We start from the raw sequence: 15793 nt of genomic DNA, 5'->3' as shown, positions 1-15793 counted from the left end.
CATTTTATGCAAAACTTAGTTAGTTTATATTTCTATTTATAGTATAACAGTTTAGAAATGTAGTTGTTAATAGTTTTATTTTTACTTTGTATAGTAGGAGAAGTAGATTAGTATTGTTGGTTTTGTCGACAAATCGATATATCTAGAAAATCGCCGGTATAATTTCATTTATCGACACCCCCCAGAAATGAAAAAAGAAAAGACGCCACATAGCGTCTTTTCTACGAATGAAACGGGAACACAAGTATAATTGTCGTTCCTTTTCCAAGTTCGCTCTCAATAGAAATCGTTCCGTTATGAGCATGAACGAGCTGTTTCGTAATAGCAAGGCCAAGCCCCGTTCCGATGTTGCTTTCTTCTGTATTTGTTCCTCTGTAATATCGCTCAAATAGAAGTTCTTTCGTTTTGTCATCCATTCCTTTTCCGTTATCTGAAATAGAGAGTGTAAATGAAGTAGCGTTTTGGGAAAGTTTTACGCTGACATTTGTCGTTTCATTATTATGTTTTACAGCGTTTACGAGTAAGTTTTCGATAATACGCTGGAACCATTTTTCTTCAATGAAATATTGAATTTTATTTGAGCTCGGTACGAATTCAATATTTTGATTTTGAAGTGTCGGATTATTAATGAATTGTAATAATACTTTTTGGACGAATTGATTCATTTCAATGTTTACGTGCTGCGCAGGAAGACTGTTATTTTTTAATTGATACGTTAAGCTTAAGTCATCGATTAATGTCGTCATATATTGAGATTTCTCTTTCATAACGCTGCCGAATTGTTGAATGTCACGATCAGTCCAGTTGTACTGCTGTGATTCTAGTAATAATGCGTAGCCATATATAGAACTAAGTGGTGTTTTTAAATCGTGCGTTAGACCGGTAATCCATTCTTCACGTGTTTGCTGCAGTACTTGCCTCATCGCATCATTTTTTTTGAGTGTAATAGAAAGATGCTCTAGTGAATTTGTCACATCACTAAATAAGCGGAATGACCATTTTTCTTTACCAGATCGCCGGAACCTGACAGGTTTCCCTTTTTTACTAACAGGTTCTTCGTACTTTCCACCAGCGATGTTTTTAAGCCAGCGCATCGCATGGAGTAACGGTTTTCCGAATTTATTACCGTACCAAATAGAAAGAATGACTAAATAAACAAATACGATAAGAAGGATTAATCCGCATCCGATTAGAAACTTTTTAGTAAATACATCGTCTATTTCATCATCTGGGTAGTAGTACTCATTTTTGGCAGTTACAACGAGAAGGAGATTGCTATTTGTGTCGTAAAAGCTAGACGTGTTTTCTTTATGATTCCACGGTTCCTTTTCGCTAAGAGCAGCTTGTATGACAGAAAACGTTTTTTTCTTTCCATCTGGATAGGAGAATACTTCTTCGCCATCACTATTAAAGATTTGAAGTGCTGCTTTTTCTTTAGAAAGTAACTGTTTTTCTTCTTCTGTTAATGTGAATGAATCCGTAGATACAGACGGGTGCTCTTTCTGTATTGTTTTCAGTAATACATTGCTTTTTAACATACCGCCGTATATAACAAGTACGTTTTTTTCTTCTAATTCAATTTCCCAATATGTAAATGTATAAGGGCTTTCTATATGATTCTGTATATATGAGAATAAAGATGTTTTCGTATAAGATGTCGGTACGTCACTCGGCGTATTAAAGTGATAGAGAACTTTTCCATTTTCCTCTACAACTTGAATCCAATCATTTTTTTCTTTAATTAAGTCTTTTACTTCAGCTTTTAACGAAATATCGCCATCTTCTGAAGAGATATATCTTGCAATCATAAAATTATCAGCATCTGGAATATTCGGTTCGTATGAAGTACTAGTAACAAGGAAAATTAAATAAGTGAAAGCAGCTACTACAGCAAGCAGTAATGTAACTAAAACAAATACGTGTTGCAGAATAAACTGGATAATAAGTCGTTTATTAAAATTCATATCGTCACCTTACTTTGTAATGAACTTATAGCCAAGTCCGCGAACGGTTTTTATATATTCTGGTTTACTTGGGTCTTGTTCAATTTTTTCACGTAGTTTTCGAATGTGAACCATAACAGTATTATCATCGCCATTATAGGCAGGTGCTCCCCAAACTTTTTCGTATATTTCTTCTTTCGAAAATACGTAGTTCGGATTCTCGCAAAAGAAGAGTAATAGCTGAAATAGCTGGGCGGAACATTCGACAACATGTCCATTTACTGTAAGTTCTGCGGAATATCGATCAATTTCAAATCTACCAAATGAACTGAAGTTTGCTTTTTGTTCGTGTGGTACTGCTTGTTTTATATGTCTTCGGAGTTGTGCTTTCATACGAGCGACTACTTCAAGTGGATTAAATGGCTTCGTAATATAATCATCTGCACCGTGTGAAAATCCAGATATTTTATCTAAATCAGATGTTTTGGCTGTGAGGAAGAAGATAGGGCAATCTGTTTTTTCGCGAATGATTGGACAAATATCAAAACCAGATTGTCCAGGAAGCATGACATCTAAAATAATTAAATCGTAATCGTTTTGCGCGGTGAGAGATAAAGCTATTTCAGCGGATGTTGCAGTTGTAATATGAGAAAAACCTTCTTTTTCAAGAATGGTAGTTAGTAATTGTAAAATTGCTGTTTCATCATCAACGAGCAAAATATTTGCTTGGTACATAAAAAATCCCTCCTAATTTCCTCGAATATCATATCATCTTTCTATAATTTATGGAATTTTTAAGGAAATTTTAAGGTTTTCTTTCGCAAAAAATTAAGAATCAAATGATATGATAAAAGAACATAGGGGAGGAGATGAGTGTGAATCCGTTTCAAACGATGCGAGCTAGATATTTTTTAATTGTATTTGCACTATTAACTTTAGTTGCAAGAGTCAGTAATGAATTGATAGAAAATACATTTCATATGCAAAATTCTACTTTTATAAATATTCTTATATTCTACATCCTTCCGATTATATGGATTTTTTATGAATATAGAAAACACCGTGTTTCATTTTCATTATTTGTTAATAAAAATGAAACATTTAACCTGGTGCAAGTTTTATACATTACGATTATGTTATGCGTGTTTAGTTACGGATATCTTATTTTGTACATGTATAGTTTTGCATGGATTACACCCGAATTTATTATGAACGCGTTACGTGAACCGGTTATTGATAGCACAGGGGGATATGTATATCAAATTATTATGGTCGTGTTCATCGCACCAATTATTGGTGAATTTGTTTTTCGCGGATTTTTACTGCAACGTTTCGCCGCAAAATGGGGAACGAGTATAGCGATTATTGTAGTAGCGATGTTGTTTGCGTTGTTACATGTTGATTTCCTAGGCGCAGTAGTATTTAGCGTTGTACTATCAATCGTATATATTCGTACGAATAGTTTACTTATGCCAATTGCTATTCACATGTTAAACAATGCATTTGTAATCGGCGCTTCTTATTTAATAAATAAAGAAGAAATAATGAGTTTTGCAGATTTCTCAAATTATACGACCTTTTTCCCAGGACTTATTATTTTTATAACAGGATTAAACTTAGTACTCATCTTCTTATTTGTTAACCGCAAATATTGGAGTAAAGAAATGCCAGCTATATATGTAGAGCAGGAAAAAAGCTTTTCAGACGTAGTGGGGAGTAAATGAGATGAAGAAGACGATTGAAAAAATATTGAAAGGGATGTATAAAATTATATGAATGAAACAATATCATCAAATAAGTTTTTTTATTTGATTTTGCTTAGTATTGTGGTGATAACGACAGTCAATGTTATTCTTCGCTGGGAGGAAGCTTATTTCTTTATGTATTTAGCACTCCATTTGTTAGGAATATTATGTATAAGCGGCGGAATAGTTGCTGAAAAAAAGAGTGAAGAAAGCATTAATTATATGTGTGTGACCGGTCTTATTTTACTTTTAGCTGTACAAGGTATTATGAAATATAGTTCTTTTTCTTTACAAGATTTTAGTTTATTAGTGGATGTACTTCCTTAAGGGGGGACACGTTATGTTATCTAAGAAGCAAATAGGATACGTACTAGTTTTAATTGGATTTTTTACGCTTATTGTAACGACTTTATTTTTTCAAGACTATGAATATATACGCTATGTCAACTACCCCTACTGAGATGAAACGTTTCAGTGGGGGCTTGAGTTAAAACGCTAGGTCTTTTCGTCTATCGCTAGACATTTGACGCTCTAGCCTTCATGCCACCTTACGGTAACACCCCAAGTAAGTTTTTGGTTGGTACTGACAACGAATGATTGTTTTCCCACTTGCACCACCCTTTTGAAAAAGAGCAGTTCTTCCTTGCAGAAGAAGCCACCACTCAGATGAATCCGGCGTGTGCTACAAGCCCCGACAAGTCGAGTACACATGGATGGTTGACACACCCACTAAGCTATGCACGAAGCAACAGCCTTACGTTTTTGCACTTCTAATAGAATCGGCGTTTTCACTTTGAGATTTTCATCCAATTCTACAACTCTTGATTTTTGCAATGTATTCAACGCACCATTAATATCAGCATGGATACATGTTCCTGCTTTACTTTGGTACAGACCACGAGTCATTCGTTTGCCGCTAAAGCGATACTGCGTCCTATCATCCTTAGACCAAACTGGAATCCTATCTTTATCAAGAAAACTAGCTTTTGAAGTATAGCTTTCTTCTTGTTTTAAAAATCGGATGCCTTCTTTTACACATTTATTCTCAATTGCTGCAATCAGTTTATGAAACGGGATTTGCACAAATGTTTGATTATTCTTTTTTCCCATATCAGATTTTTGTTTCCAACCAGCGTTATACCCTACGACAACCGTATCTATGTTGCATTCTTTCACCTTTTTAAACAACAGCCCTACAGTTTGTGAAATGTAACCATTTATTTGTTTTTCTCGTTTATGCCAAAGTGCAGCCATTTTATTCGTTACAACACGTTTAGAAAGTCCATTTCCCCCATTTTTCAGTTGTAGATCACGTATCATTTTGTTGAAGTACTGGTTAATAGATTTTAGTTTTTTCCCATCAATTAAGAATGTATCACCTGTATTTGTCACACAACTTACTAATCTATCTACTCCTAAATCGCAACTCAAAGCGTTACTCGTAGTCGTGGATTGTTTCTTCATTTGAGAAACGTGCATTTCATATGTGTAATGCACCTCAAAGAACCGACCTTTTTGCTTCGGTACAATCTCAATGTAAGAGATTTTTTTATTTCTTAAGTTTTTAGGCATACATATTTTAATGGAACTGAATTTTTTTCTGAATGCAACATTCATTGGAATCATCCAATACCCGTTATCATCGACTTTTGGGACTTGATAGATTTCAATAATTCGTTTGTCAGTTGAACGAGAATAATTGGGAAACTTAGGACGACCTGTGAACTTCTCAGGATTTTTCTGCCACTGTTCCATTGCTTTAAAAAAGCTCTTCACTTCTGTAAATAAGGCTCTACGAATCGCTTGAACAGAGTTTGATTGCATGCCCCAGTAATTCATATCGGCTTGCATAGCAGTGTCCACTTCTTTTATAGTAGCCATCTTGTTATTGTTCAAATAACTTTGTTTCATCGTGTACAATCCAACATTTCGTAATGCTTTTGAACTATGTGACATGCGCTGAAGTAAACGGAATTCTTTTGCAGTAAGGCAAGCTCGTCCAATATTTTGTTTTTGCGTGAATCGTTGCATGTTTTCTCTTTTCTTTTGTTTCCGTAATACTTTCACTGCTTTCTTTCTAGCCATTGTTTTCACCACCTTTCTTAGAGAGTTCATTAAAATTGCTTGTCATTCAAGTAGCCGAATGATTATATTATCCAATTTCGTTGTCCTACGATATATTCCCTCCTTATCTAGGAGCAGATTGCATCGTAAGACAAAAAGAACAAATATTCGCCTGGGAAATTTGTTATGAACGAAACAAAAGAGTTCATCCTACCTTCTGACGGCAATTCATCTCCACCTGAATTGTTGGGTTTCACCCGTAACACAAATCAGATGGAGTCTTCTTGCCGAAAAGGATAAAAGGCGCTGGTTTAATATGTTGGGTTGTAAGTACGTTTCTTATCCCAGAGTATGAACCGAAGAAAGTGTCTAAAGGTAGGTAAAACTCTTCTTTTTGTAGAAGAGTTTTTTTATGTAAATAAAAGGATCTCGAGCAATTCGCGTAATAAGCTTGTTCTAATTTAGCATGTACGAACTTACAATAATAATAGACAGGCAGCATAGAGGAGGGAATAGCGTGAGGAAGGTTATTGGGTGGTCGCTTTTTTTGTACGTTGGGTTTGCATTGCTTATATATTGGTATTTATTTGGATGGAATCATGAACTGATTCCGGACATGTATAAAGGAACGAGTGCAGATCCAGAAACGTTTATGAATGCAAGAGAGCTTACGCTAAGCCAAGATTATTCGCGCGTGAAAAATTTACTGTACTTTTTAGCGACGCCTCTGGAATGGATTATATTATTATTTGTACTTGTGCTCGGTGTTTCAAGAAAGTTTGAGAAATGGTCGAAGGAAACGACGAAAATAAGTGTCCTGCAAGTTGCGATTTATTTTTTTTATTTATCACTACTCACAACAGTTCTTGCTCTGCCGATGCAATGGATTAGCCGAAAAGTGTCCGTTGATTACGGCATTTCAACGCAAAGTACACAAAGCTGGATAAAAGATCACGTTATCGATTTTTGGGTGAATTATGCGACGATGTTAATTGTAATTGCCGTTCTTCTATGGCTTATCCGTAAATTCCCGAAGAGATGGTGGCTAGCAGGCTGGGCGCTCTCTGTTCCATTTACAATTTTTTTAACATTTATACAGCCTGTCGTTATTGATCCACTTTATGACGACTTCTCGACGCTGAAAAATAAAGAATTAGAAACGAAAATTTTAGCGATAGCAGACAAAGCGGACATTCCTGCTAAACATGTATATGAAGTAAATATGTCGGAGAAAACGAATGCGTTAAATGCTTACGTAACAGGAATTGGCCCTAACGCCCGTATTGTAATGTGGGATACAACGCTAAAGCAATTAAAAGATAAAGAGATTTTATTTATAATGGCTCATGAAATGGGGCATTATGTTATGAAACATATATATTGGGGCGTGGCGAGTTATGTGTTGCTATCGTTTATAGGGATGTATCTCATTAGTCGTATTATAAATATGTGTATTCGAAAATGGGGAGATACGCTGCAAATTTCAAAAGTAGCATGTTTCTCAATTTTACCTTTATTTTTCTTAATTTCTTCTGTTCTCTCTTTTGCATCACAACCAGCAACAAACTATGTTTCTCGTATAGAAGAACGAGCGGCAGATCAATATGCTTTAAATATGACGAAGGACGGGAAATCTGGTGTAAAAACGTTTCAATATTTATCAAAAACGAGTTTAAGCCAAGTAAATCCGCCTGCGTTAGTGAAGTTTTTCCTATACACACATCCACCAATTTTCGAAAGAATTCATACGTTTGAACAATATGAGAAACAAAGCAAAAAGAAGTAGCTATTATGCTACTTCTTTCTTTATAGAGATATAAGTTTGATATTGGGAATATTTATCATTGCTTTTTATTGTGATTTTGTAAATAATAAGCTATAAAATTCTAAAAATCTATATATAAAGGGATAAAGGTGGAAAAATGTATTTTTTACAAAATTTAAAAGTGAAATATAAATTATTATCGCTTATTTCATTAGCAGTTTTAGGTATGGTAATTATGAGCTGTGTAGCAATTAATTCTATTAACAAGATTAAGCATGATACAGAGGTTGTAGTAGATGATTATCAACATTCTGTAGTTTTATTAGAAGGAATGCTTCGTACACAAAATTCACTAGAGTATAACTTACTAGAATTAATTACAGCGTCACCAAATGAGGGGACAAATAAAGAGGGGATTATTGGTAATATTGAAAAGGATCTTGAAAAATATGATTCTTTATTAAAAGAATATGATGATGGCTTCAATTTAAGTAAGCAAGAGGATGAGCTGTTTCAGAAGATGAAGGAATCTTTGCCAAGTTATATGGAGACATATAAGAAGTTGTTTGATAAAGCGAAGGTAACAAATGAATCTCAAATGGTAAACGAATTTCATAAGGAATTAAAACCGAAGGGAGTAGAGTTAGCTAGTTATGCTGTAAATCTAGAAGCGTATGTTTCAAATTTAGCTGACCAAGTATTTAAAGATTCTCAAAAAATGATAGATCGGTCCGTTATTACTTTTATCATTCTTGTAGTAGTTACTACAATCGTTATATGTATAGTAAGTTATATTATTAGCAAGCTTATAGTTGCTCCTTTACAAACGGTTAGTCGTATGATGGAAAGAGCAAAAGAAGGAGATTTAACTGTACATGGTGAGTATAATGCTAAGGATGAATTAGGTGTATTAGTAAGTGATTTTAACGAAATGATTGCAGGGCTAAGAACAAATATGCAAGAAGTAGAGAATAATATTCAGCTTTTATTCCAACATGCAGACGGAGTAGTATCTGCATCGGAAGTATCTAGTGGTGCAGCGAAGAAAATCACTATAGATATTGAAGAAGTTGCAGATGGCGCAGAGGGCCAAATGCAGGCAATGGAGCAAACTGCGGGTGCGATGGAAGAGTTGACACAAGGAATGCAGAGTATAGTGAATACATCATCCTCTGTAAATGAATTGTCTGCTCAATCAGCATTAGATGCAGAGAGTGGTAACAAATTAATGAAACAAATGATTCAACAGATGGATACAATCCAAAATTCAGTACATAACGGTGTGAAACAAGTAGAGACTATGAAAGAACAATCAGAAGAAATTGTTAAAATCATTGATGTTATGCAAGGTATTACCTCTCAAATTAACTTATTAGCATTAAACGCCGCAATTGAGGCTGCCCGTGCTGGGGAAAGTGGTAGAGGATTTGCAATTGTGGCAGATGAAGTAAGAAAATTAGCAGAACAATCTAGTGATTCTGCAAAACAAATTGAGAAGCTTATTACTCAAGTTATGGGAACAACGAACCATACGGTATATATGATGGGGAAAGTAGATAATGAGGTACAGGCAGGTACACAAGTAGTAATGCATACAGAAAAAGTATTTGGAAAAATTACAGAAAAAGTACAGCAAGTATCTGAGCAAATTCAAACGGTATCTATGTCTACAGATGAAATTGCAGCGAGTAGTGAAGAGATCTCGGCTTCTACAGAAGACATGGCTCAAATATCCCAAAGATCATCTGACCGCACTGATAGGGTAAAAGAGTCTATTCAACAGCAAGAAAAATCTGTTCAAGAGATCTCGGTTTCAATTGAACATATGCATAATGCAGCAGGAGGATTAAAACAAATAGTTGCTCAATTTACTCTTCAAAAGTAGTAGTATATTTAAGTTTTAATATAGAAAAATTCCACTTAATAAATAAAAAAATCATCCTATATAACAAGAAGGCACTGAAAAACTCCACTTCATAAGAAAAAGGATCCTACCACCTACTATATAAAGGTGATGGGGTCCTTTTTAATTTCAACATATTGATAAAATGCGTGTTATTTTCTCAAAGCAACCACTTTTTCAGTGGCCTCATATAACAAAGGATGATTTTTTTATGGGAATTTTGCGCAGCTATCACTTAATATATTCTGATTTTTTACAATTTTCCGATTGTAATATATAATAATACGTAATGTTTTGGAGATTTTTCATTTGTAAAAGATAGTTTATAGGAGGGGAGAAAGGGTGTTCAATAAAAAATCAATGCCGGCTATAAAAATGATCCTTTCGATGTCTATTTTCGGATCAATTGGATTTTTTTCTACTCAAACAGGTTTACCGTCTTTTGAATTAGTATTCGTTCGTTGCATTTGTGCAACTATATTTTTAGCATTGTGTTGGCTCGTAACAGGACAGTATAAAAGTGAGAAATGGAATAAAAAAGAAGTAATGCAAATATTAGCATGCGGCGTATTTCTCGTTTTTAACTGGGTATTTTTATTTAAAGCGTTTGAAGTTATGTCGATTACAATTGCGATTTCAGTGTACCATCTTGCACCCATTATCGTATTAATGATTGGTAGTATCGTATTTAAAGAGAGACTTACAGTATTTGCGGTTATGTCCATTGTCATTTGTTTTATCGGTACCGTTTTAGTAGCTGGAGTAGACGGTAGTATGTCGTTAGAGAAATTAATGTCATCTGGAATGGTATGGGCACTTCTTGCAGCCTTATTTTATGCTTTTACCACTTTATTAGGAAAAGGAATTCAGCATACGAGTGCATATGCGATGACATTTTTACAAACGTTTTTAGGTATATTTTTATTGCTACCATTCGTAGATTTTGGCAAGTTTCAAGGGTTAACAGAGATGAACTGGATGATGATCACAGCAACAGGACTTATACATACGGGATTTGTATATTACTTATTTTTTGACAGTTTAAGAGGTTTATCGACGAGATTAATTTCGGTATTAGTGTTTTTAGATCCTGCGGTTGCAATATTATTAGATACAGTCTTTACCGGCTTTAGACCGACTAGTATGCAAGTAGTAGGGATTGTTCTTATATTTGTAGGAATGGCATTTACTTTTCGTAAGGGAACAGAAAATGAATTATCGATGAAGGAAAGTGCTACTTTATAATTCGAATAAAATGATATTGAAAAGACGCATATATTATTTGCGTCTTTTTGTGTCAATAAAGTGAAATTTAAAAATGTAAAGGAGTTCACAAAGAGATTGTAGAATTTTTAATATATAGCACCTTAGATGTGACAGCTTCCTTTTTGAAATAAGAAAGAAGGAGGTATAAAGCAGAAAGGTAGTCGAAATGTTTCTTCTAGAAGGTTTGCATTTTATCTTACATTCACCAACAAATTAATACTCCTGAAATAATGAAGTTCATTTTATTTGAAAATACTTCATATGTAGTATGGATAACTTCGTATTATCTATTATTTTTCTATTTAACATAAAATAGAAATAGGGAGAGAGGACAATGAAGAAAAAAATATTGGGTGTAATGATGATTGCGACAATGGTAGGCGGTATCTTTACAGGGACGAATGTGGCCCCTGTAAAAGCGGAAGAATATCCGGAAATAATCGTATTTGATGATGTTCCATACGGATTTTGGGCATATGATGCTATTTTAGACTTAGCTTATAATAAAATAATAGTTGGATACGGAAATGGAAAGTACGGTGTTGGAGACCTTACAACACGTGAACAAGTGGCTGGAGTTATTTACAAAACACTTGAAATGAAAGACGAAGGGGCAATAGCGAATCCATACAAAGATATTTCTGGCAGTTCAACTGATTTCCAAAAGGAAATTTTAGCGCTAACAAAACGTGGTGTTTTTAAAGGTGATGCAAACGGAAACTTTAGACCGAAAGCACCAATTACTCGAGCAGAAATGGCAGTAGCGCTTCAAAAGGCATATACTTTCGAAGCAAAACAAAAGCACACATTTAAAGATGTACCAAAAGGACATTGGGCAGAAGCGGCAATTAGTGCACTGCAATCTAATCAAGTTGTGACAGGAACTGGAAAAGGTATGTATGACTTAAATCGCCCTGTACCGAGAGAACAATATGCTCAATTTATAAACAATGCGATTATTAATTATCATTTGAAAGAGGATTGGAAATAGCGTGAAATAGGAAAGCACAAATAGTTCTATTTGTGCTTTTTTGTTTGCTTACAAAAGAATTATTATTCGTTTTTATGTATTTTTATTGTTATACATGAGATTTATAATCAACCCTGTAAAAAGGACATGATGTGTAATATGATTCACAAAACCGTCACGAAGTGTGTCGAAAAATCTATTGTCACTATACCATTTGTTATGTATATTTTTTAAAAAAACATATACATATTGGGGAGATAATTTGATGAGCAAAAAATTATTAAAAACAGCTACGGCATTAACAATTATGGGTGGGGTGTTATTCTCAACAGAGAGTAACAATGTAAAAGCGGAAATTGCACCGTTACAAAATACAAATCCAATTGTATTTAAAGATGTACCAAAAGGACATTGGTCAGAAGAGGCAATTCATAATTTAGCGGCAAACGAAATTATTTTTGGATATGGGGATGGAATTTTCGGTTTTGGAGATGACGTAACACGTGAGCAAGTTGCAGCTTTAATTTATCGTGTATTTGATATAGAAGAACAAGAAGAATATGAAAACCCATATGGGGATATCGATGAAAACTCAACAAACTTTATTGAAGAGATATTAGCTTTAACGGAACTAGAAATTTTTATGGGAGACGAGCATGGAAACTTTAGACCGAAAGCAACGTTAACTCGTGCGGAAATGGCGCAAGTTCTTACGAATGCTTTTGATTTACATGCGAAGGGATCTCATACGTTTAATGATGTTTCAGCAAATTCATGGGCAAAGAATGCAATTAGTGCAATACAAACAAATGGTATTACAGCGGGAATCGGAGATAATAAATTCGGCCCATCCATGAAAGTAAAAAGAGAACAATACGCACAGTTTTTATACAAAGCAATTTTGCATGATATGGAACAAGGACAGCAATAAAGTTTAACTAGTAAAGTGAAATTTGAAAAATAATACAAAAAGGTCATTGTTGTATAACAGTGGCCTTTTTTGTATGGAATAAAGCGTGAAAGAAAGGCATTTTGAAAAAAAATGAAATGAATTTTCAAAAAAAACTTCCTTTTCTGAAGATTTGTTATATAATATAAAACATAAAATCAAATCTGTTATAAAACAGTTTAAGAAGGGGATGCTAATATGTCGACGCAAACTTCACGGGTTACATTGCCCGGAGAAATGTTACCAGCGTACAACGAAATATTGACACCTGAGGCGCTTAGTTTTTTAAAGGGATTACATGAGAATTTCAATGAGCGCCGCATAGAACTTTTACAAAAGCGTGCGGAGAAACAAAAGAGAATTGATGCAGGAGAGTTTCCGAAGTTTTTAGAAGAAACAAAGCACATACGTGAAGCGGATTGGACAATTGCCAAATTGCCAAAAGATTTAGAGGATCGCCGCGTAGAGATTACTGGACCAGTAGATAGAAAGATGGTTATTAATGCTTTAAATTCAGGAGCACATCTTTTTATGGCAGATTTTGAAGATTCGAATTCACCAACTTGGCAGAATGCAATTGAAGGACAAATAAACTTACGAGATGCTGTGCAGGGAACGATTTCACATAAAAATGAAAACGGAAAAGAATATCGTTTAAATAGTAAAACAGCAGTATTAATTGTGCGTCCAAGAGGATGGCATTTAGAAGAAAAACATATGCAAGTTGACGGGAAGAATATGTCTGGTAGCTTAGTAGATTTCGGACTTTATTTTTTCCATAATGCGAAAGCTCTTTTAGCAAAAGGAAGCGGTCCATACTTTTACTTACCGAAAATGGAAAGCCATTTAGAAGCAAGGTTATGGAATGATGTTTTCGTATTTGCTCAAAAATATATCGGTATTCCAAACGGAACGATTAAAGCAACGGTTTTACTGGAAACGATTCACGCTTCGTTTGAAATGGATGAAATTTTGTATGAGCTTAAAGATCATTCTGCTGGATTAAATTGCGGAAGATGGGATTATATTTTCAGCTTTCTAAAGAGTTTCCGTAATCATAATGAATTTTTACTTCCAGATAGAGCGCAAGTCACGATGACGGCGCCGTTTATGCGCGCGTATTCTTTGAAAGTCATTCAAACGTGTCACCGCCGTAATGCACCAGCTATTGGAGGAATGGCAGCACAAATTCCAATTAAAAACAATCCAGAAGCGAATGAAGCAGCTTTTGAAAAAGTGCGTGCAGATAAAGAGCGCGAAGCTTTAGACGGTCATGACGGGACTTGGGTTGCCCACCCGGGACTTGTACCAGTCGCGATGGAAGTATTTAATCACATTATGAAAACACCGAATCAAATTTTTAGAAAACGTGAAGAAATACATGTTACAGAAAAGGATTTATTAGAAGTACCAGTGGGAACGATTACAGAAGAGGGGCTTCGCCTAAATATTAACGTAGGCATTCAATATATCGCATCTTGGTTAAGCGGACGGGGAGCGGCACCAATTTATAACTTAATGGAAGATGCGGCAACAGCGGAAATTTCTAGGGCACAAGTATGGCAATGGATCCGCCATGAAGGTGGAAAGCTAAATGACGGCCGTAATATTACGCTTGAATTGATGGAAGAGCTAAAAGAAGAAGAACTAGCAAAAATAGAAAGAGAGATTGGTAAGGAAGCTTTTAAGAAAGGGCGATTCCAAGAGGCGACAACGTTGTTTACAAATCTCGTTCGAAATGATGAATTCGTACCATTTTTAACATTACCAGGTTATGAAATTTTATAAAAAATGAAAAGGGGATGGAACAAATGAAAAACGAAAGAATCGAGAAATTACAAGAGAGCTGGGAACTAGATACGCGCTGGAAAGGGATTATACGTCCATATTCGGCAGAAGATGTAATTCGCTTGCGCGGGTCAATTGATATTGAACATACATTAGCGCGCCGCGGTGCTGAAAAGCTTTGGTCATCGCTTCATACGGAAGATTATATTAACGCACTTGGCGCATTAACAGGAAACCAAGCGATGCAACAAGTGAAAGCTGGGCTAAAAGCAATTTATTTAAGTGGATGGCAAGTCGCTGCGGATGCGAACCTTTCTGGACATATGTATCCAGACCAAAGTTTATATCCAGCGAACAGCGTACCAGCTGTAGTGAAACGAATTAATCAAACACTTCAACGTGCGGATCAAATTCAGCATATGGAAGGAAGCGATGATACAGATTATTTCGTACCGATTGTAGCAGATGCAGAAGCAGGATTTGGCGGACAATTAAACGTATTTGAACTGATGAAAGGTATGATTGAAGCGGGTGCATCAGGTGTGCACTTTGAAGATCAATTATCTTCAGAGAAAAAATGTGGCCATTTAGGCGGAAAAGTATTATTACCAACGCAAACAGCGGTGCGTAATTTAATCTCGGCACGCCTTGCAGCAGACGTAATGGGAGTGCCGACAATTATTGTTGCAAGAACAGATGCGGATGCAGCAGATTTAATTACGAGCGATATCGATCCGGTTGATAAAGCATTTATTACAGGTGAAAGAACTCCAGAAGGATTTTACCGTACGAAAGCAGGGCTTGATCAAGCGATTGCACGTGGTTTAGCATACGCTCCTTATGCAGACCTCGTTTGGTGTGAAACATCTGAACCAAATTTAGAAGATGCAAAACGATTTGCGGATGCAATTCATAAAGAGCATCCAGGGAAATTGCTTGCATATAACTGTTCACCTTCATTTAACTGGAAACAAAAATTAGATGAAAAAACAATTGCAAGCTTCCAAAAAGAAATCGCATCTTACGGTTATAAGTTCCAGTTCGTAACACTAGCTGGCTTCCACTCATTAAACTACGGCATGTTTGAATTAGCACGTGGCTATAAAGAGCGCGGCATGGCAGCGTACTCTGAACTACAACAAGCAGAATTCGCAGCAGAAAAACACGGCTACTCCGCAACACGTCACCAACGCGAAGTAGGAACAGGTTACTTTGATGAAGTAGCACAAGTTATTACAGGCGGTACTTCATCAACGACAGCGTTAAAAGGATCTACAGAGGAAGCACAGTTTACGAAATAAGAGGAATGGGCACCTTTTTGAATGGTGCCCATTTTTATTTTCTGAACGATGCGAGAGTAAATGAAAATACATCAACGGTTTTTCAAATATATCGACTTA

The 15793-nt window shown here is 35.5% G+C and carries 12 protein-coding genes; 9 read left to right on the top strand and 3 right to left on the bottom strand.

The window, feature by feature from the left end:
• Positions 1 to 221 precede the first annotated feature (221 nt).
• Both ACUN0F_RS27910 and ACUN0F_RS27905 read right to left on the bottom strand, forming a co-directional pair.
• Entirely contained in the window at positions 222 to 1964 is a 1743-nt protein-coding gene (locus ACUN0F_RS27910) for a sensor histidine kinase (RefSeq protein ID WP_445540503.1), read from the bottom strand.
• A gap of 9 nt (positions 1965 to 1973) precedes the next feature.
• Positions 1974 to 2678, bottom strand: coding sequence for a response regulator transcription factor (locus ACUN0F_RS27905; RefSeq protein WP_000283856.1), 705 nt, complete (start codon positions 2676 to 2678; stop codon positions 1974 to 1976).
• Between the two features lie 140 nt (positions 2679 to 2818).
• Here ACUN0F_RS27905 and ACUN0F_RS27900 point away from each other — a divergent pair, with 140 nt between their 5' ends.
• Entirely contained in the window at positions 2819 to 3667 is an 849-nt protein-coding gene (locus tag ACUN0F_RS27900) for a lysostaphin resistance A-like protein (RefSeq protein ID WP_445540502.1), read from the top strand.
• A gap of 48 nt (positions 3668 to 3715) precedes the next feature.
• On the top strand, positions 3716 to 4015 hold the full coding sequence (locus tag ACUN0F_RS27895) for a hypothetical protein (RefSeq protein WP_445540501.1): 300 nt from the start codon (positions 3716 to 3718) through the stop codon (positions 4013 to 4015).
• Between the two features lie 402 nt (positions 4016 to 4417).
• Here the strand turns inward: ACUN0F_RS27895 and ACUN0F_RS27890 are convergent, their stop codons facing one another.
• Positions 4418 to 5773, bottom strand: a complete 1356-nt coding sequence (locus ACUN0F_RS27890) for an RNA-guided endonuclease TnpB family protein (RefSeq protein WP_264462527.1) — start codon at positions 5771 to 5773, stop codon at positions 4418 to 4420.
• Between the two features lie 496 nt (positions 5774 to 6269).
• Here ACUN0F_RS27890 and ACUN0F_RS27885 point away from each other — a divergent pair, with 496 nt between their 5' ends.
• The 7 genes from ACUN0F_RS27885 to aceA all read left to right on the top strand — a co-directional run bounded on the left by ACUN0F_RS27885 (position 6270) and on the right by aceA (position 15694).
• Positions 6270 to 7538: a M48 family metallopeptidase gene (locus ACUN0F_RS27885; protein ID WP_445540500.1), complete on the top strand. Its 1269-nt coding sequence runs from the start codon at positions 6270 to 6272 to the stop codon at positions 7536 to 7538.
• 136 nt (positions 7539 to 7674) lie between these two features.
• The gene (locus tag ACUN0F_RS27880) at positions 7675 to 9402 is read left to right on the top strand and encodes a methyl-accepting chemotaxis protein (RefSeq protein ID WP_445540499.1); all 1728 of its coding nucleotides are present in this window, start codon (positions 7675 to 7677) and stop codon (positions 9400 to 9402) included.
• A 360-nt stretch (positions 9403 to 9762) separates the two neighbouring features.
• Entirely contained in the window at positions 9763 to 10665 is a 903-nt protein-coding gene (locus ACUN0F_RS27875; protein WP_000482318.1) for a DMT family transporter, read from the top strand.
• Between the two features lie 355 nt (positions 10666 to 11020).
• On the top strand, positions 11021 to 11677 hold the full coding sequence (locus ACUN0F_RS27870) for an S-layer homology domain-containing protein (protein ID WP_445540498.1): 657 nt from the start codon (positions 11021 to 11023) through the stop codon (positions 11675 to 11677).
• Between the two features lie 244 nt (positions 11678 to 11921).
• A complete protein-coding gene (locus ACUN0F_RS27865) occupies positions 11922 to 12587 on the top strand; it encodes an S-layer homology domain-containing protein (protein WP_264462524.1) in 666 nt (221 codons plus the stop codon).
• 216 nt (positions 12588 to 12803) lie between these two features.
• Entirely contained in the window at positions 12804 to 14393 is a 1590-nt protein-coding gene (gene aceB / locus ACUN0F_RS27860) for a malate synthase A (RefSeq protein WP_445540497.1), read from the top strand.
• 23 nt (positions 14394 to 14416) lie between these two features.
• A complete protein-coding gene (gene aceA / locus ACUN0F_RS27855; protein WP_046956992.1) occupies positions 14417 to 15694 on the top strand; it encodes an isocitrate lyase in 1278 nt (425 codons plus the stop codon).
• The last annotated feature ends 99 nt before the right edge of the window (positions 15695 to 15793 follow it).

The sequence above is a fragment of the Bacillus sp. 1A genome (assembly GCF_052682215.1).
Note: the sequence above shows the minus strand (reverse complement) of the source record. Positions and strands in the feature narration are given on the sequence as shown.